General features: G+C 71.1%; 11 protein-coding genes. 6 read left to right on the top strand and 5 right to left on the bottom strand.

Features of this window, described 5'->3' with window-relative positions; genetic code table 11:
- Nucleotides 1-134 precede the first annotated feature (134 nt).
- Together ACFHW1_RS22660 and ACFHW1_RS22665 are read right to left on the bottom strand one after the other, a co-directional pair.
- Nucleotides 135-1,127 (bottom strand): glycosyltransferase family 2 protein, encoded by a 993-nt coding sequence (locus ACFHW1_RS22660; protein ID WP_416556433.1) that lies wholly within the window; start codon nucleotides 1,125-1,127, stop codon nucleotides 135-137.
- Between the two features lie 55 nt (nucleotides 1,128-1,182).
- Nucleotides 1,183-3,015, bottom strand: a complete 1,833-nt coding sequence (locus ACFHW1_RS22665) for a hypothetical protein (RefSeq protein ID WP_416616035.1) — start codon at nucleotides 3,013-3,015, stop codon at nucleotides 1,183-1,185.
- 306 nt (nucleotides 3,016-3,321) lie between these two features.
- Here ACFHW1_RS22665 and ACFHW1_RS22670 point away from each other — a divergent pair, with 306 nt between their 5' ends.
- Entirely contained in the window at nucleotides 3,322-6,690 is a 3,369-nt protein-coding gene (locus ACFHW1_RS22670; RefSeq protein WP_416616036.1) for a S8 family serine peptidase, read from the top strand.
- Between the two features lie 108 nt (nucleotides 6,691-6,798).
- On the opposite strand, the gene ACFHW1_RS22675 is transcribed toward ACFHW1_RS22670, so the two are convergent.
- Nucleotides 6,799-8,247, bottom strand: a complete 1,449-nt coding sequence (locus ACFHW1_RS22675; protein ID WP_416568844.1) for a PepSY-associated TM helix domain-containing protein — start codon at nucleotides 8,245-8,247, stop codon at nucleotides 6,799-6,801.
- Between the two features lie 62 nt (nucleotides 8,248-8,309).
- Between ACFHW1_RS22675 and ACFHW1_RS22680 the strand changes: the two genes are divergently transcribed.
- Nucleotides 8,310-8,912, top strand: coding sequence for a DUF5134 domain-containing protein (locus ACFHW1_RS22680; protein WP_416556425.1), 603 nt, complete (start codon nucleotides 8,310-8,312; stop codon nucleotides 8,910-8,912).
- A gap of 110 nt (nucleotides 8,913-9,022) precedes the next feature.
- On the opposite strand, the gene ACFHW1_RS22685 is transcribed toward ACFHW1_RS22680, so the two are convergent.
- The gene (locus ACFHW1_RS22685; protein ID WP_416556424.1) at nucleotides 9,023-9,202 is read right to left on the bottom strand and encodes a DUF397 domain-containing protein; all 180 of its coding nucleotides are present in this window, start codon (nucleotides 9,200-9,202) and stop codon (nucleotides 9,023-9,025) included.
- Nucleotides 9,199-9,933: a DUF5753 domain-containing protein gene (locus ACFHW1_RS22690; RefSeq protein WP_416556423.1), complete on the bottom strand. Its 735-nt coding sequence runs from the start codon at nucleotides 9,931-9,933 to the stop codon at nucleotides 9,199-9,201. The genes ACFHW1_RS22685 and ACFHW1_RS22690 overlap by 4 nt, the downstream gene beginning before the upstream one ends.
- A gap of 411 nt (nucleotides 9,934-10,344) precedes the next feature.
- On the opposite strand from ACFHW1_RS22690, the gene ACFHW1_RS22695 reads away from it, so the two are divergent.
- The 4 genes from ACFHW1_RS22695 (at nucleotide 10,345) to ACFHW1_RS22710 (ending at nucleotide 19,596) form a co-directional block, all read left to right on the top strand.
- Nucleotides 10,345-10,761, top strand: a complete 417-nt coding sequence (locus ACFHW1_RS22695; protein ID WP_416556422.1) for a hypothetical protein — start codon at nucleotides 10,345-10,347, stop codon at nucleotides 10,759-10,761.
- Entirely contained in the window at nucleotides 10,740-11,066 is a 327-nt protein-coding gene (locus ACFHW1_RS22700) for a hypothetical protein (RefSeq protein WP_416556421.1), read from the top strand. The genes ACFHW1_RS22695 and ACFHW1_RS22700 overlap by 22 nt, the downstream gene beginning before the upstream one ends.
- A 212-nt stretch (nucleotides 11,067-11,278) precedes the next feature.
- Entirely contained in the window at nucleotides 11,279-14,620 is a 3,342-nt protein-coding gene (locus tag ACFHW1_RS22705; RefSeq protein ID WP_416556420.1) for a hypothetical protein, read from the top strand.
- Nucleotides 14,617-19,596, top strand: coding sequence for a DEAD/DEAH box helicase (locus ACFHW1_RS22710; RefSeq protein WP_416556418.1), 4,980 nt, complete (start codon nucleotides 14,617-14,619; stop codon nucleotides 19,594-19,596). Before ACFHW1_RS22705 ends, ACFHW1_RS22710 begins: the two co-directional genes overlap by 4 nt.
- Nucleotides 19,597-19,598 lie beyond the last annotated feature (2 nt).

Consider the following 19,598-nt stretch of genomic DNA (forward strand, 5'->3'; position numbering starts at 1 on the left):
GGGCCCACCCGCCGGGCCGCCCGGCCGGTGCCTACCGGCTACGGGCCTGGGCCTGGTGGCCCGGGCGGCATGTGCCGGGCTGCCGCAGGCCGGAGTGCGTGGCGCGACCATGCACAACGACCCCGCCCGCCGGATCATTCCGGGTCGGCCGCCGGGCCGGGGACAGCCGTCTCCCGCCGAGGTGTCGGCACCTGCGGCGTACCACCGGCCCCGTCGGACTCCATGACCAGGTAACGGGGTCGGCGCTTCGTCTCGTAGTAGATCCGGCCGATGTACTCGCCGATCACGCCGAGGATCATCATCTGGATACCGCCGAGACCGATGACGCTGACGATGATCGTGGTGTAGCCGGGGGCGTCGATCCCCCGGATCAGCGCCGCCGCGACCACCCAGGCCGCATACGCCACGGCGATGAACGTGAGCCCCATGCCGGCGTAGATCGCCGACCGCAGCGGCCGGTCGTTGAACGACAGCAGCCCGTCGAACGCGTAGTTCAACAGGGACCGGAAACTCCAGCGGCTGCCACCGTCGGCGCGGGCCTCGTTCGGGTACGCGAACACCACCGTGTTGAACCCGATCCACGAGTAGAGGCCTTTGGAGAACCTGTTGTACTCGGGCATGGCCCGCAGCGCGTCGACCGCCCGGCGGGACAGCAGCCGGAAGTCGCCCGCACCGTCGAGCAGTTGCACGTCCACCCAGCGGTTCATCAGCCGGTAGAACGTCCGCGACGCGACGGTACGGACGAACCGGTCACCCCGTCGGTCGCGGCACGCGATGACCTGGTCGTACCCCTGCCGGTACAGGGCGACCATATCGGGCAGCAGGCGTGGAGGGTGTTGCAGGTCGGCGTCCATCACGATGACGGCGTCCCCGCTGGCCCGGTCCAACCCGGCGAGCATCGCCGACTCCTTGCCGAAGTTGCGGCTCAGCGCGAGATACCGGACGGCCGGGTCGGCCGCCGCCAGCCGGCGCAGCTCGGCCAAGGTGCCGTCGGTGCTGCCGTCGTCGACGAAGACGTACTCGATCTCGACGTCGTCGAGCGCGGTCACCGCGGCGGTCACCGCCGTGTGCAGCCGGGTCAGCGAGGCGTCCTCGTTGAAGCAGGGCACCACGACCGACAGTCGCAGCGGCCGACTGGCCGGCGCGGGTGGTTCGGCCGGCGGGCCGGCCGGACCGGAAGGGTCAGTTGAGTCGGTAGACGAGGACACCGTCGATCTCCTCACGGGTGATGCCCAACCCGTCGACCGGACGTTGGGCGACCCCGTCCCACGGTGTGCCGATCAGCCGGTCCGGCATCACCAGCACCGTACGCACCCCCAGGTCGCGCAGGTATCCGACGCTCGCCGGGTCGGGGAAGAACGCGGTGACCGCCCGGGTCTGCTCCTGGCTGGCCGGGACGAAACCGGCCAGACCGTTGGCGACCTGCGGGAAGTCTCCCTCGGTGGTCCACAGCATCACGTTCAACTCGAACGCGCCGGCGTCGCTGGGCAGCACCAGTACCGGCCCGGTGAGCTGGCCCCAGGCGGCCGGTGGGGTGGGCACCTGCGGATGGGCGGTGCGGTTCATTCCCTCGACCACCACCAGCGCCAGCGGGATCGCCAGGACGGCACCGGCGGCCTGCCGGGACCACCGCGGCCATCCGGCGGCGGCCCGGCGCAGCGCCGTGGCCGCGGCGGTGAGCGCCCCGGCGGCCAGCACCGCGAGGAGCAGGCTGGTCCAGATCATCATCCGCCCCGGGGTACGCAGCGCGTCCCAGCCCGGCAGGTGCTTGGACAGCGTCAGGTAGCCGGGGTCGCCGTCGCCGCCGAGCGTGGCGCCGAGAGCGAGCAGCGCCGTGCCGATGACTCCGGCGGTGAGCGCCACCCGGTGCCGAATCCGAAACGACGAGACGACCAGGCCGGCGGCGGCCAGGGCGATCAGCGTCACCCCGGGCAGCAGCGTCATCTCCGGCGGCCAGAAGATCTGCTCCCGGGTGCCGGCGTGCCGTTCTCCCCACAGCCAGGACTCGGCGGGTGCGGTGATCAGGCCGACCACCGGCGGGGAGAACATCTCGGTCCAGGCCAGGCTCCGCTCCGCCTGCGGGTTGAGCTCGACGACGTGGAAGTAGGCCGCCGCGATCGCGAGGGTGACCGCGCCGAAGATCACCCCGCCGACGGCGTCGGCGACGAGTAGCCGTCGGCCGAACGGCGGGCGGCGGCGGTGTCGCCACCAGGAGATCCCGTAGCCGCCGGCGGCGACGATCCCGGCGGCGAGCAGGAAGTAGACCAGCGGCAGTCCGATGCCGAAGCCGAGGCTGATCTGCCAGGCGGCGACCAGCCAGCCGGCGAGGGCCCAGCCCGGTCTGCGCCGTTCGGGGCGGTAGCCGTGCCGCAACGACCAGCCGTGGCCACGGGCGAGCATCGCCAGACACAGCGCGATTCCACCGGTGGAGAGGATGTTCATGTGCCCGGAGTGGGCCAGCCGCCAGGGGGCGAAGGCCCACGCGACCCCGGCCACCGCCGCGCCGATCCGGCCCGCGCCGAGCTGTCGGATCAGGGCGTACGCGCCGATGAACGCCAACGCGTACAGCAGCACGTACAGGATGTTGTAGCGGATCAGCGCGGCTTCGAAGCCGGAGCCGATCATCCCGGCCGGTGCGTAGCCGAGGAGCGTGTCGCTGTACGCGTAGGTGTAGCGCTCGGGGAAGAACGTGTTGGAGTGCCAGAGCCCGGTCGGGTCGGTCGACAGCGCGTGCCCGCCCCAGGCCACCTGCCAGGCCTGCAGGGTGGGGTCGGCGATGTCGCCGGGGATGGTGCTGGCGGGATGTCGCAGGGTGGGCCAGGTCAGCACCACCGCGAGGAGCAGTCCGCCGAGCACGGCCAAGGTCCATTCGTGCCGCAGGAACCGCCACAGCGGGGGCCGGGGGGCGGACGGGCGGTCTTGAGCGGTCTCCACGAGAATCGATGATCTCAAATCAGGACGTGGGCTGTCGAACCCGCCCGTCACTTGTCGGGCCGGATCTGGTCCGCCGATCATCGTCGCTTCCGGTGACCCCGCGCAAGCCCGGCCGGACCTGCGAGAACCAGGGTTCGTTGTCGCTGACGTCAGCCTCAGCGGCTGTGGCGGGGTCCGTGCCGGAACGCAGGTCGTGCCGGAACGCAGATCGCACCGGAACCGGTGCCGGGCAGACCGGGTGACCGCAGATCCGTTGCCCAACGGGCTGATTGCCCGGGATTGACCCAGAAAGCCATCCTTAGGCCTGTTGCCCTGAAGGTCTGGTGTGTAACGCTGACGTTTCGCATCTGCCCGACGTCCTGACAGACGTCCAATGGGGAGGTATTGGTGACACGTTCGAGAAGACTCGTGGCGGCCGGACTGGCCGCCGTACTCGTGATCGGGCCGGGGCAACCTGGCCGGGCCACGCCGACGGACGGAGACAGCGCCAGTCGGACCTCTGCCGGACAGGCGCCGGCCGGTCAGCGCGCCACGGTCACCCTGCTCACCGGCGACCAGGTCACCGTCACCGGTACCGGCGCCGCTGCACTGCGCCCGGGCGAGGGTCGCGACGGCATGCAGTTCCGCACCTACCGGATCGACGGGGAGCTGCACGTCGTCCCACGCGACGCCGCCGAGCTGGTCCAACGCGGCACACTCGACAGCCGACTGTTCAACGTCACCAAGTTGATCGAGTGGGGCTACCACGACGCCGCGCGGGACACCCTGCCGCTGATCGTCACCACCGCGCGGGGCGACGTCGCCGCCCGTGGCACCGCCGTGCTCGCCGTCGATGGCCTCGACGTGCAGCGTGACCTGCCGGCGATCGACGGTGCGGCGGTGACCGCCGACAAAGCCACTATCGGCGATCTGTGGTCCATGGTGTCCGGCGGCCCGGCCGCCCGTGGCACCGACACCGGTATCCAGCGGATCTGGCTGGACGGCAAACGGCAGATGCTGCTGGACCGCAGCGTCACACAGATCGGCGCACCCGCCGCTCACCGGGCCGGGTTCACCGGTGCCGGCGTCACCGTCGGCGTCATGGACAGCGGCGTCGACACCGGACACCCCGACCTGGCCGACGTCGTCATCGAGACGCGTAACTTCACCGATGCGCCGGAGGAGGGCGACACTACCGGCCACGGCACCCACGTCGCTTCGATCATCGCCGGCAGCGGCACCGCCTCCGGCGGCAAGTACCAAGGTGTCGCCCCAGCCGCGAAGATCATCTCCGCGAAGGTCTGCCCGGCGGCCTGGTGCGACGACTCGGCGATGATCGACGCGATGCACTGGTTCGCCGTGGACAAACAGGTCCCGGTGGTCAACATCAGCATCGGCGGCGGCGACGGACCCGAGATCGACCCCCTCGAGGAGGCGGTCAACACCCTCACCGAGCAGACCGGCACCCTGTTCGTCATCTCCGCCGGCAACGCCGGCGCCGACCGTACCGTCGGGTCACCCGGCAGCGCCGACGCGGCACTGACCGTCGGCGCGGTCGACCGCGACGGCTCGCTGGCCGACTTCTCCAGCCGCGGCCCGCGGGTCGGCGACGACGCCGTCAAACCCGACATCACCGCACCCGGTGTCGACATCGTCGCCGCCCGCGCCGAGGGCACCACCCTCGACGTCCCGATCGACGAGCACTATGTCTCCGCGCCGGGCACCTCGATGTCGGCGCCGCACGTCACCGGCGCCGTCGCGCTGCTCGCCCAACAGCAGCAGGGGTGGACCGCGCAGCAGTTCAAGTCCGCCCTGATGGGGTCCGCCGCGCCGCACCCCGGCACCGGTGCGTACCAGCAGGGCGCCGGCCTGGTCGACGTGGCCCGCGCCGTCACCCAGACAGTGACCGCCGCACCGGCCAGCATCTCCTACGGCCGCGCCCTCTGGCCGCACCAGGACGACGAGCCGATCAGCCGGACCGTGACCTACCGCAACAACGGCACCGAGCCGGTCACCCTCGACCTGGCCTGGGAGATCACCGGACCCGCGGGCGCGTCGGTGCCGGCCGGCATGTTCACCACCAGCGCCGCGCAGGTCGAGGTGCCTGCCGGCGGTACGGCCAGCGTCGACGCCACCGCCGACACCGGTGTCGCCGCCGCCGACGGCTACTACAGCGGCCAACTGGTCGCCACCGGCGGGCAGATCCGCGTCGTCACCCCCGCCGGGGTGCACCGCGAGGTCGAGAGCTACGACGTGACCGTGTCGCACATCGACGTCGACGGCGGACCAGCCCAGTCGTACTGGACCGCACTGGTCGGTCTGGACAACTCGTACTTCGACTTCCCGTACCACGAGGACGGCACCGTGGTGACCCGACTACCCAAGGGCGAGTACGGTCTGTTCGCCACGATCGATGAATTCGACGAGGAGGGCGAGCCGACCAGCAGTGCCGTCCTCGCCCAGCCGCGCCTCACCGTCGCTGCGGAGGCCACTGTCACCCTGGACGCCCGGCAGGCCGCACCGGTGCGGGCCACCGTGCCGCAACCGGCCGCCCGCGCCGCGATCGTCGACGTGACCGTCGGCTTCGACACCGTCGGCGGTCCGGCGGGCGTCGGTGCCGCGTACCCCGGATTCGACGGGGTGTCGTCGAAGCAGCTCGGCGGCGACGACCCGGCGCCTGCGTTCGGCTCATCCATCTCCCACCAGTGGTTCAAGCCGGACCCCGACGGCGGGTACGCGAACAGCCCGTTCGCCTACGCGCTGAGTGAGGTCTTCGACGGCCGGCTGCCCACCGGGTACCAGCGCGACTACGCCGCGGGTGACCTGGCCCGGGTCCGGCAGGACTTCCGGGGCATCCCGACCGGTGACGTCTCCGACCGGCTGCTCGTCGCCGAGTTCGACGACCCGAAGTTGGGCGCGCTCACCGAGCTGACCGAGGTGCGCGTTCCAGGCGAACGGATCGAGTGGTACAGCACCGACCGGGTGGCCTGGTTCTCCGACCTGTACTTCTCCAACTACTCGGTGGAGGACGACTGGCTGGAACCGGTGTCGTTCCTGTACGCACCGGCCCGCGCCTACCCCGCCGGCGCCCGGCGCACCGACATCTGGAACCTGCCGCCGTTCGGCCCGGCGATGCCGGCGACGTCGTCGCCGACCGGTTGGGCCAGCCGACTCGGCGACGAGATCCTGGTGGAGGTGCCGCTGTTTGGTGACGCCGCCGGGCACGCCGGCGGTTCGATCGCACTGACTGAGCGCACCGCGCTCTACCGTGCGGGCGAGCTGGTCGAGGAGTGGGAGACCGGTGGCTTCGGCTATTTCGTCGTGCCACCCGGCCAGGCTGACTACCGGCTGGAGACGTCGGCAACCCGTGACGCCGGTGACCTGGCCACCGAGGTGAGCCTGGCCTGGACCTTCCAGTCGGGTCGGGTCAACGGCGATCAGTGGCGGCGGCTGCCGGTCATGGTGGCCCGGCCGGCGCCGCCGGTCGACGAGGCCGGCGCCGCCCCGGCCGGCGACCAGGTCGACATTCCGGTGACGGTGCGCCGGCAGACCGGGGTCACGGTCAACCTGGACGCGTTGTCGGTCGAGGTCTCCTACGACGACGGCACCACCTGGCTGCCGGCTCCGGTGCGTGCCGACGGCCGCAGCTGGGTGGCCACGGTCCAGCATCCGGACAGCGAAGGTTACGTGTCGCTGCGGTTCGGTGCCGAGGACCGCAAGGGCAACACGTTCACCCAGACGGTGATCAACGCCTACCGGCTGGTCGCCGCCGACTAGCGTTTTCTCACTCCCCAGGCCCCGGTGGCCGTGACCCGTACCCGGGTCACGGCCACCGGAGCCGCACCAGCTGGGGCGCCGGATCGATCTGAGGGGTGCCGGTTCGGCTCAGACCGTGCCGAAGAAGGACTTCAGCGCGGGCACCCGGCGGATGAGGAACTGGTCCAGCGCCAGGACGACCAGCAGGGACAGGCCGAACAGGGGCAGGAAGACGCCGAGTGCGACCATGGAGGCGAGCAGTACCCAGCTGCCCCAGACGGGGAGTTTCGCCCGCGGTGCGGCGAGGCCGGAGGCCGTGGCCCGACGGGTCCACCACATCATTGGTCCGGTGACGCACATGAAGATCACGGCGAGGCAGAACAGCGTGGACATGATCGTGTTGAAGGTGCCGAGGCGGCGCCCTTCGTGCAGGGCGATGCCCTGCGAGACCACCTTCGCCATCGCGCTGTAGTCGTCGTAGCCGTACTGGCCTACCACGTCGCCGCTGTACTGGTCGACGTGGATCGTCGTCTCCTGGGTCACGTCGGACTCGGCGGGGTTACCGACGTCGTACCACTGGCTGCTCATCACGCTGAACACCCCGGTCTCGCCCTCCGGGTACAGGATGAGGTACGGCCCGGGGGCACCCAGCGTCTGGGCCGCGTCGACCGCCCGGTCGATCGAGATCGGGGTGCCGCCGCCGGTGCTGCTGCCCTGCGGGGCGTTGCCGGAGGCCCACCCGGCGGGTGCGGACTGACCATCGCTGTCCTCGATCTGCTGTCGGATGGTGGACTCGGCACCGGGGTCCGCGCCCCACAGCCCGGAGCCGGAGTTGACGGCGATCTGCTGGGCCTGAGCACCCCACACACCGGTCCAGGGCAGCCCGGAGACGACCAGCAGCAGGATGCCGAGGCCGACGGGGAGCCCGACGAGGGCGTGGTAGCTGCGGAGCCGGGCACCGCGGTTGCCCTTGGCTTCGGCGCCACTGCGCGCACGGCGGCCGAGGAAGAAGATGATGAACCCGGTGATCGTCAGCACGATCGCCCAGGAGGCACCGAGTTCGACGATGCGGTCGCCGAAGCCACCGTCGCCGATGAGCAGGTCGCCGTGGACGCGTTCGGCCCAGGTGGAGATGAGCTGGTCCTGGCTGAGTTCGCCGGTGACGGTGGAGGTGTAGGGGTCGACGTAGATGTTGGTGCTGCTGCCGTCGTCGAGCCCGACGACGAACAGGGTCGCCCGGTCGCCGGTGCCGTCCTGCACGGACAGGATGGGACGGTCCGGGAAATCCGCGCGGACGGCCGCTTCCTGGGCGGACAGCTCGGCCCGTTGCGCGCCGTCGGCCACCGGCACCTGCAGTACCCCGGGGTGGGCGAGGGAGTCCACCTCTGCCCGGAACATGTAGGTCATACCACTGACGGCGAGGCAGAAGAGTACGGGTATGACGAGGACTGACCCGTAGAAGTGCCAGCGCCAGAACGCGGCGAACCAGTTCGTCTTCCGCGGCCGGGCCGGGGACGAGGGCGCATCCTCGGGCGGCGTCTCCCCGGGAGGCGGTGTCTCGGCTTCTACGGTGGTCATCGGCTGGCCCTTCCTGATCGTCACGTTGTTCGTCGGTGGAACCTGTGGTACTAGCTAGAGTCGTGCTGGAGACACCCTGGGTTCCCGTCCTGACGATCGTTTTCCTGCTGACAGGGCTCGTCTGTGTCGGTGACCTGGTCATCCGTCGCCGTGGCGTGCCACGCGACCAGGCGTTCTCCGACGCGGAGCTGATAGACATCAATCACTGTGTGATGAGCGCCGCGATGATCCTGATGGCCTGGCTGATGGTGCACGGCCCGGTCGCCTGGGCGCAGGTCGCGATCTTCGGCATCCTGGTGCTCGCGTTGCTGCCCGGGTACGGGCGGGCGCGTGGCAGGCCGGAGCGCGTCGACGTGCTGGGCCACGTCACGCAGAACCTGGCGATGATCTGGATGCTCGCGGCGATGCCGACCCTGATGTCGGAGTTGGGGGTCGGCGGCGGCTCCGGGCACGCGCACGGGGTGGCCGCCGCCGGGGCGACGCCCACGCCGACTCCGGCGTGGGCGGACCTGACGAACGTCGTCTTCGTGGTCCTGAGCGCGACCGGGGCGTTGTGGTGGCTGTACCGCGCCGCGACGACGACGTCCGGCCATCGGCTGCATCTGCTGAGCTACGGCGTCATGAGCGCCGGCATGGCGACGATGCTGCTGCTGATGAACGTGTGAGATCGCCCCGGCGGTACGCGTCAGCCCCCTGTCCGGCCGTCATCGCGGGCCGGACAGGGGGCTACGGTGCGCGGTGGCCGGGGCCGGTCAGTTGCCGGCTGGCCGATGGTTCAGCGGTTGACGGTGATCTCGGCGAGGAACGACCGCCAGGCAGCCGGAGCGAAGGCGAGGGTGCCGCCGTCGCGGTCCTTGGTGTCCCGTACGTATACCCGACCGGGCAGGTTCTCGGCGACCTCGACACAGCCGCTGGTGTCGCTGTGCGTGCTCTTGTGCCAGGGTGCAGCCGTCATGTCCACTTCTCCGCCATCCTCATGATCACGTCGCGGCTCTGGTTTCCTGGCAGAGCGTACTCCCGCACGGCCTCCCAGGTCCGTTCGAGGTCTGCGGTGTCTTCGGATCCTTCAACGACGCGACCTTTGAGGTGGCCTTCCAGGTAGCCGACTGATCTGCCGTCGACTGTCGCGAGCGTGAAGGGGCCATCGAGTCCGAGATAGGCACCCGCGCTCGTCGGGACGATGTGCACCCGGATGCTGGGTGACTCACTCGCGGCGAGAATCGCGAGCAGTTGTTCAAGCATGACCTCCGGCCCGCCGATTTCCCGATGGAGCATCCACTCGTCCATCACTGCGACGAGCTGGCAGGGGTCGGGTTTGCGGTGCAAAATCTCCTGCCGGGTGAGTCGCGTGCCGAGCGCGGCTTCCAGGTCTTCCTCCCGTGCGCCGTAGGCGGTGATGATGGTTTTCGCGTACGCCTCGGTTTGCAGTAGACCGGGGACTGCGAGTGGTTGGAAGACACGGAGCAAGCTGGCCTGCTGCTCGTGTTCGATGAACGGCCGTAACCAGACGGGGGCGTGTTCGCCGATGACGAACTCGCGGTAGAACTTCATGAAGGCGGTGCCGAGCACCTTGTCGACCATGCCCAGGTAGTTGGGCAGGGCGGGACGTTCGCCGCGCTCGATGGAGCCGACGTGCTTCGCCGAGAAGTGGACGCGCTCGCCCCACGACTCCTGGGTGAGGCCCATCGACTCGCGCACTCACCGTAGTTCCGATATCAGGTACTCGCTGCCGCTCACAAGCCCTCGCATCCCTCGGGTTCCCTCGTGTACACGCGTCGGAGGCATCGCCGAAAGGCGTCTCCGTTGCGTGCGGTTGCCATTCATCTTCCTTCACGGGTGCTGAGGGCTGAGGCGTCCAGCATGGATTCCGGTCCTGTGGATAACTTCAAGATCAAATCGATAATTGATCTTCGTGCTGTTATCAGATGGGCGCTACTAATCGCAAGCCTTTCGCATTCCTCAGTTCCCTCGTGGTAGCTAGTGTTCGCGTCATCGGACTCCCGGCGTGCACGGGGTCACCGATGCGGTTCCGCCAGGCACGACTACGAGTCCAGGGTGGATGTCACGACTGATCGGCTATCCAGGAGGATCTTGGTGGTGCACAGGAATGACGGGATCGGCGGGACGCCCCGGCTGGCCCGCTACACGTCGATCGGGACGCCACGGCGTACCGATGCGACCCCGAACCAGCCGCCGCTGCCGCGACGGACGCCGGGGGAGACGGACATCGGCCGCGACCCGCGGTTCCGGCTGACCGCCGCCCGTGCGGTCGCCCCCGCCCCGGCCAGTGCGCTCGACGCCGCGCTCGACCCCGGCGACACCGTGGTGGCGCAGGCGGTGCACCGGGCGCGGCTCGACATCGCCGAACACCTGCCGTCGGCGCGGCTCGGGGAATGCCGCACCTGTGACGTCGCCGCGCCGTGCCGGCCGTTCCTGCGGTCGCTGGTCATCCTCGACCGCTGGGACCCGGGTAAGGCCCGGCGGTGCGGGCGGTGCTGCAGCTGTCCGGGCTGATGCCGGACGGCTACCCGCACGGAAAGGACGACGAGATGTCTGACGAGCCGCTGCGGATCGGTGAGACGCTGTACCTGGGCAAGGCCGACTGGGCGTACGGCGACTGTTCGATGCGGGTCCGGGTCTCCGACATCCGCTACGGCGACGACAGCGACGAGTCGCCGGTGATCGGCGTCATCGCCACGATCGTCGGCGGTGGACGCGACGGCCGGATGGTGGCGATCGCGATCTACAAACAGGCGCTGACCCGGCCCGGAGTGCGGGAATCGGCGCGTGCCGTCAACGGCACCGACCCGTACCAGTGATGGAAGCCGGCTGCGGCCAGCGCGGCGCTGACACCCGTCGTCGGTGCCTGCCGTGCCGGCCGCGTCGGCGGGTGTGATGGGATTGTCAGCCCGACGGCGCTGACCGAACGGACACGGTCAGGTTCCGGAGGGACCTGTTTCCTTGAGTTGCTGCCGATACATCTGCATAGTCGCGATACGGCCCAGATCGCCTATTCGTCAGGGGGACCGTGGTGCGGGCATCCGACTATCTCCACGATCGGGAGCGTGAGTGGGCGCCCGCGCTGCGCGCGGTATCGCTGGTCGCCGAGATCGCGGTGCCCGAGCTCGAAGCCCGCCGAGCGGTCAGTGCGCTGGGAAAACTGTACGGCGCGGGCAACGAGTACGAGCAGCGTCAATACCTGCACTACCGCTACCCGGCCTGCCTGCTGGTCGGCCTCAGCGGGATCGGTGCGTCCCGCTACGAGCAGGGCAACTACTGGCGCGCCGTGCGTGAGCACACCCGCCACCAGGTCGACCAGACCGCCTGGGGTGCGGCGTTCCGAGCCAACCTGGACCAGTTCGGCCTGGCCCGATTCCCTGGCCTTCCGCAGATCAACGTCGGTGAAATCCTCATGCACGGCGGGATTCCCGCCTACTGTCTGCGGGACCTGCTGAATCTGCTGCTGCAACGACAGTCCCGCGAGCCCGGCACCACTGTCACGGACTTCTTCGCCTGGGCGTTGACACCCGGCCGGGAATCGCGACTGAACACTCTCGACGTGCCGGTGCGGCGGCTGCTGCAGTACGGCGGCGAATACGCCGAGGACCTCGTCGACCGCTGCATTGACCTGCTGGACCGGTTCCGCGCGCCGGCGTTCACCGCCGACGGGCTCGGCCTGCCGCCGTACCTGATCGACCAGGCCCGCCGCTGCGTCGACGACGGGCAGCTCGACTGGGCCGGCACCGCGAGCCGCACCGGCACCGCTGCCGGGGGCAGCGGCGGGACGGCGACCCCCCGACCGTACGTGGAGCTGGAGCCGTACGGCCGAGGCCTGCTGGTGCGGCTGCCGGCGGTGCCCGACGCACCCGGCGGCCGGGTCGAATGGCGGGTCCGGGCCGGCGAGGACGTCCACACGATCATCAGCCGCTCCCGGATCCCCGGTGACGTCGACACCGCGCCACCGGCCGTCGCGACGATCTCCCGGCCGGTGCGGCAGGTCATCGTCGAACTCGCCGCGATCGAGCGGGAGTTCGAACTCGACCTGATCGACCCCCGCGAACCGATGCTGATCTTCACCGACGAAGGCCGACGGGCGCCGCTGACCTCCAGCCTGCCGCCGGAGCCGGTCTGGATCCTGCACGCGGCGCACGACGGCAACAACCAACCGGTCACGCTGCACATCGACCGGGCCGCCGCCGCGTCCACTGGCGCAGGCGGTGCCGGCCCGGCGGCCGACGACGACCTCCCGGTGCCGTACGGCTGGTTCGGCTGGACCCTGCGCCGAGTCAACCTGGCGCAGGTCACCGGGCTGCGGATCGCCGACGGACCGGACCGGCGGGTCGGCACCGCCCGGCGGGCCCAGCTGCGCCTCAGCCCGCCACTGCCCGACGTGACCAGCGTCGCCGGCACCCCCGTATACGGTGCCGCGCCGCGACTGTTCCTGCCGACCGAGGCCGGCGTGGTCACCGAGTGGTCGATCCGGGTCCGCCGGCCCGGCAGCGCCGAACTGCTCACCGCCACCAGTGTGCGGATCACCGACGACACCGTCGCCGACCCGTGGGAGCAGCTGCCCCGGCCGCTGGTCGGCAGCTACGAGATCACCGTCCGGGGGCCGCTCGGCCGGGGCCTGTCACGCACCATCGACCTCGCCGAAGGGCTGACCGTCGCCGGCCACCCGGTGTGGCGGGAGTTGCGGCCCGACGGGCTCGCCCCGGCGACGGTACGGCTCGGCGCGGCCGCGTCGGCGCTGCGGGTCGACCCGCCGCTGACCCGGCTCGACCCGACCCAGACCAGCGCCGACGTGCAGCTCACCGCCGCCGGACACACCACGATGGTACGGGTGACCCCGCCGCACATGTCCGTCCAGTGGGTCAGCGCCGGCCGCACCACCCCGTGGTCGCTGCAGCCGCTGCGCCTGGACACCGAAACCGTCGGCGACGGCGAACTGCTGGTCCGGCTGCCGGCGGCGGTCGACGCCGACCTCGTCGTGGCCAGCGGCGGCCAGCAACGGCAGACCGTCGCCTCCCGCGCCACCTACGGCCAGCCGCTGGCCCGGTTCCCGCTCGCCAGAATCGCCGACACCGTCCGGGTCTGCGGCTCCGCCCAGCTCGCGGTCCGCCTGGGCGGTCAACAGTTCCCGGTCGCCCGCTGCCTGCCCCGGCAACTCGCCGGCACCGTCCACCTCAAAGACGACCAGCTGGTCCTCGACGACGCCAGCCCGGTCAACGGGCTGACCGCCGGCGTCTACCAGGTGCTGGCCCCGTGGCGGCCACCGCACGTCACCACGATCGGCGCCGACCTGGCCAGCGCACCGCTGCCCGCCGACCTGACCCGGGCCGGGCCGCTGGCGGTGCTGCTGCGCGTCGACGACCCGTGGCTGCCCGAACCCTGGCCCGACTGGCCCGGCCCGGACAACAGTTTCACCGTCGACGGCGACTGGGACCCGCCGCTGCCCGACACCCCCGACACGGCGTTGTCGCGTCACCTGGCCGGGCTGACCGACCTGCCGGACCGCCCCGACATCGCCCCGCTGATCTTCCCGCTGTACCGCCGCGCCGAGGACCTGCGCCGCCACGGCGTCACCGTCGCCGTCCGCGACACCGCCGCCGTGCTGCGCCGACACCCGGTCGCCGCGCTGACCGCGTTGACCCGCACCCGGTCACCCGCGGCCGAACTGGTGGCCCCGCTGGTGCACTCCGCGCTGGTGGCGCTACCACCGCTGGCCTACCTCGGCACCGCCGACGAGGCGAGGCTGTGGCAGACCAGCCCGCTGGCGGCGCTGCTGGCCACCGCGTACCGGCTCGGGGTCACCGCAGCCGGCGACGACCTGCACGAACGGGCGGCGACGGCGTGCGGCGACGTGCTCGACAAGCTCCTGGCCGGTGAGCCCGACCCGCACCGGGTGGTCGGCCGGTTCGACCAGGCCGCGCAGCAGATCGCCCAGATGCCGGCCGAGCAGCGCGATGAGCTGTGGCGGGCGATGCGGATCGTCCCCGGTGGACTCCTCGACGCCGACGAACGGGTCGCCGCCGCCCGGCGACTGTTCGACGTGCGCGACCGGCCCGGCGTGGCCCGGATCGCCGCCGCCGGCGCCGACCTGCTGCGTACCCTGCGGCCCGCGCTGGCCACCGCCGGCGGCCCGGTCGTCGACGCGGCCGTCGGAGCCCGACAATGCGGCCCCGGCTGGCCGAACCTGCCGGCGCTGTCGCTGGCGTTCGCCTTCACCGCCCGGCTGGTCGCCCGCGACCGGCTGCCGGCGACCCTGCTGACCCGGACCACCCCGCACCACGCGACCCTGGCCCGGCACGCCCCCGACCTGACCACCATCGACATCTTCCTCGCCGAACTCACCCTCACCGGAGACGCCGAATGATCCTGGATCCCCTGGCCACCAGCGACGACATCGTCGCCACCTATCAGCGGTACCTGCGCAGCCTGGTCGAGCCGAGAGATCCTCGGCTCGCCGCCGCACTGGACACCGCGATCGCCGACGCGATCAGCCAGGAGATCACCAAAGGACCACTGCTGGAAGCCACCCCGCCGTACCGCACCGGCAGCACCCCGCGTCAGCTCATCGACGCCGGGGCGCTGCACCCGGGCGTCGCCGCGCTCGGCGCCGGCCTGGCCCTGGACCGGCCGCTGTACCGGCACCAGGAACGGGCCATCGGCAAGGTACAGGCCGGCCGCAACGTCGTCGTCGCCACCGGCACCGGGTCGGGCAAGACCGAAAGTTTCCTCCTGCCGATCCTGGACCGGCTGATGGCGCAGCGGGCCGCCGGCACCCTCGGCCCCGGCGTCCGAGCGCTGCTGCTCTACCCGATGAACGCCCTCGCCAACGACCAGATGAAACGGCTGCGCACCCTGCTCGCCGGAGCCCCCGACATCACCTTCGGCCGCTACACCGGCGAAACCAGGCACACGCTGCGCGAGGCCGCCGAGGTCTTCGCCCACCAGCACCCCGGCGAGCAGCGGCTGCCCAACGAACTGCTCAGCCGCGAACAGATGCAGGCCACGCCGCCGCATCTGCTGCTGACCAACTACGCCATGCTGGAATACCTGCTGCTGCGGCCATTGGACATGGACCTGTTCGAAGGCGACCACGCCGGCCACTGGCAGTTCATCGTCGTCGACGAAGCCCACGTCTACGACGGGGCGCGCGGTGCCGAACTGGCGATGCTGCTGCGTCGGCTCGTCGACCGGGTCGGTCAGGGTCGGTCCGTGCAGTGCATCGCCACCAGCGCCACCGTCGGCGGCGACCTGGCGGCCGTCGCCGACTTCGCCGGCTCCCTGTTCCCGGTGCCGTTCCAGCATGACCCGGCCGACGCCGCCGTGCAGGACGTCATCACCGCTGAACGGGTGGTTGTGCCGGCCGGGCCGGAATGGGGTCCGCTGCCCGCCGCCGCGTACCGGCAGCTGCGCGAGGCCCCGTCGCCGGCCGCCGCCCTGCTGGACTGCGCCCGCCGCGACGGCGTGCCGGTGGTGTCGACCGTGTCGGCGGTGGCGGCCGGGTCGGCAGATGACGCCGCCGCCGCGGTGCTGGAGCAGGAGCAGCGGGTACGCCGCCTCAAACGGCTGCTTTCGCATGGGCCGATGCCGCTGCGCGACGTCGCCCAGGCATTGTTCAGCGACGCCGACCAGGCGGCCGTCACCGACCTCGTCGCACTCGCCAACGCCGTACACGACAGCACCGGCACCCCGGTGCTGTCCGCCCGCTACCACCTGTTCGCCCGCGCCACCGAAGGCGCCTTCGCCTGCCTCGGCGCGAACGGCCCGCACGTGAGCCTGACCCGGCACGAACGCTGCACCAGCTGCGGCGACGCCGCCTTCGAGATCGGCACCTGCCGTCGGTGCGGCACCGAACACCTGGCCGGCACCGTCGAACGGGTCGGCACCACCGCCGTCTTCCGGTCCCGCCGCTCCCGCGACGAACAACAGACCTGGCTGGCCCTCGTCGACAACGTGACCACCGACGAGGACGAGGAGACCCTGCAGACCAATAGCGTCGCCAAAGCCAGCGAGACCGGTGCGCTCTGCGCCCGCTGCGGATTGTTCCAGGTTGGACCGGCCGGCAACTGCCCACAGTGCCCCGACAGCCGGATGCGTCCGGTGCGGTTCGTGCGGCAGAACGCCGAAGCACTCACCTCCTGCGTCGGCTGCGGCGGACGCGGCGACGGACTCATCCGGTTGTTCGCCAGCGGCAACGAGGCCTCCGCCTCGGTGCTCGCCACCGCCCTCTACCAGCGGCTGCCGCAGGCCACCGACGCGACGCAACAGGCCCGGTCCGGCGGCGGCCGCAAAGTGCTGCTGTTCAGCGACAGCCGCCAGTCGGCGGCCTACTTCGCCCCGTACCTGGAAGACTCCTACCAGCGGGTGCAGCGACGGCGGCTGCTGCGCGAAGGCGCGCTCGCCGCCGCGGCCCGGGGCGACGCCGAGATCCGGCTCGACGACGTCGTCCACGACACGGCGCGCGCCGCCGACCGCTACGGCATCTTCCAACGCCGCGACTCCGCCCAGGCCCGCCGCCGGCAGGTCGCCCTCTGGGCGCAGACGGAGATCGTCGGCGTCGACGAACGCAACTCGCTTGAAGGGCGCGGCCTGCTCGCCTGGGGAATGTCCCGCGACCCCGCCTGGCGGGCACCCCAACCGCTGATCAGCCTCGGCCTGACCGAGGTGGAAGTGTGGGCGTTGCTCGACGAGCTGCTGCGCTCCGTACGGCTGCAGGGAGCGGTCGCCGCCCCCGACGGGGTCGACCCGCGTGACGAGGCGTTCGCACCCCGGGTCGGGCCGATCTACCTGCGCGGCACCGGCTCCGACTCCCGCCGCAAGGTGCTGAGCTGGCTGCCGACCAGCGGCACCAACCGGCGGGTCGACTACCTGCAGCGGGTCCTCGCCCGCCTCGGTGTCACCGTCGACCCGCACCAGCTCCTCGACGGCATCTGGCGGCTGCTGACCGCCGGGCCGATGAAGGAACTACTGCGGCCCAGCCTCGAACCCGGCATCGGGCAGGTCTACCAGCTCGACCACGAACTCGTCACCTGCACGGTTCCCGGCGACGACCACCCGGTCTGGCAGTGCGGCACCTGCCGGCGGATCACCCCGTACACCGTCCGAGGAGTCTGCCCGACCATGAAGTGCGTCGGGGAGCTGACCCGCTGGGTGCCGCCGCCGGCCGACGTTGACCACGACCACTACCGGTCGGTGTACCGGGCGATGAACCCGGTGCCGATGCGGGTGCTCGAACACACCGCTCAATGGACCAGCGAACGGGCCGCGTTCATCCAGCAGGAGTTCGTCCGGGGCGCGGTCAACGCGTTGTCCTGCTCCACCACGTTCGAGCTCGGTGTCGACGTCGGCGAGCTGCAGGCCGTCATGCTGCGCAACATGCCACCCACCACCGCCAACTACGTGCAGCGGGCCGGTCGAGCCGGTCGGCGTACCGACTCGGCGGCCCTGGTGCTGACCTACGCGCAGCGGCGGTCACACGACCTGTCCCGGTTCGCCGAACCGGACCGGATGATCGCCGGCGAGGTCCGGGCGCCGTACGTGCCGCTGACCAACGTACGGATCGACCGCCGGCACGCCCACTCGGTGGCCCTGGCCGCGTTCTTCCGGCACCACTTCCGCACCTACGGCACCATCTGGCGTACGGCGGGGGAGTTCCTGCTCGCCAACGACGACGGCGTCGCGCCGGTGACGTTGGTCGCAGGCTTTCTCAACCCGGTACCGGCGGAGATCGTCGAATCGCTGCACCGGGTGCTGCCGGCCGAGGTCCGCGACGAGATCGGCGTCGCCTCCGGCGACTGGGCCACCCATCTGGTCGGCCTGCTGGAGTCGGTCCGCGCCGAAGTGCAGAACGACATCGACATCTACGAGGAGAAACGGGCCGAGGCGTTCACCGCCCGCAAGGACGACAGCGCGGCCCGGTTCGGCCGGGTGATGAAGACCATCACCGGCCGGGAACTGCTCGGCCTGCTCGCTAACCGCAACGTCCTGCCAAAGTACGGCTTCCCGGTCGACACCGTCGAACTGCGGCTCAGCTTCGCCGACGACCAGATGTCCCGCCAACTGGAGCTGTCCCGGGACCTGTCGTCGGCGATCTACGAGTACGCCCCCGGTGCCGAGGTGGTCGCCGGTGGACAGACCTGGCAGTCGGCTGGGGTGTACCGGCTGCCAGGCCGGGACCTGGAACGGCGCCACTACGCCGTCTGCGCCGGCTGCGGCCACTACCGGGACTCGATCGAGCGGCTCGACCCGCAGTGTCCGGCCTGCGGGGCACCGGCCACCGGCGTTCCCCGGCAGTACGCGGTACCGGTGTTCGGGTTCGTCGCCGACCGGTCCGGGGGCCGGCGGCCCAGCACCGCGCCCCGGCGCACCTGGCACGGCGCCACCCACGTGGTCTCCACCGGCGCCGAGATCTTCGAGGACAAGGTCGACCTGCCGAGCGGCTCCGTGACGGTGCGGGCCGGCTCCCGCGGCGAACTGATCGCCATCAGCGACGGTTCCGGTGGCGCCGGCTACCTCATCTGCGACCGATGCGGGTTCGCCCAGTCCAACACCAGCAAGAAGCAGCGCCAGCACTCCAGCCCGCTCACCGGCCGGGACTGCCGGGGCCGGTTGGAACTGCTGTCGCTGGCCCACAAGTACCAGACCGACGTGCTCGACCTCAGTGTCGACAGCGCCGCGCTGGGCGGTATCGACGACAACGGTTGGCGGTCGCTCGCGTACGCGGTCGTCGAAGGGGCGGTGCTGGCGCTGGAGATCTCCCGCGACGACATCGACGCGACGGTGTACCGGACCGAAGCCAACCGCAGCGTGATCATGTTGTACGACACCGTGCCGGGCGGTGCCGGACACGTGCAACGGATCGCGGCGCGGGTACGTGACGTCCTCGACGAGGCGCTGCGGCGGGTCCGCGACTGCGAATGCGGGGTGGAGACCAGCTGCTACCGGTGTCTGCGGGTGTTCCGCAACGACCGCTACCACGAGCACCTGCGCCGTGGTGTCGCCGCCGATGTGCTGGGTCGGTTGCTCGGCCGCGCCGACCAGACCCCGGTCGGGGCGCTGCGGGTCACACTCGCCGAGCACGCGGCCGCCGTCGATGCCGACCGCAGATTCTTGATCGACGACGTACCCGGTGAGGTGTTCGAACCGGTGACACCCGGCCAGCTCGATCTCTACGAGGGGCGGATCGTCTTCGCCCGACAGGCCGGTGCGGCGTCGGTCGGCCGGCTGTGGTTGCGCCGCGACAGCGACAACGGCGACATCGTCGGCGCGGGGGTCGAGCCGCTGGCCGGTGAGCCGCTGGACGGTCCCGCCGACCTAACCCTCATCGGCGTCGCGCTGCTCTGACC

The organism is Micromonospora sp. LOL_014, assembly GCF_048060245.1.
Classification (GTDB): domain Bacteria; phylum Actinomycetota; class Actinomycetes; order Mycobacteriales; family Micromonosporaceae; genus Micromonospora_E.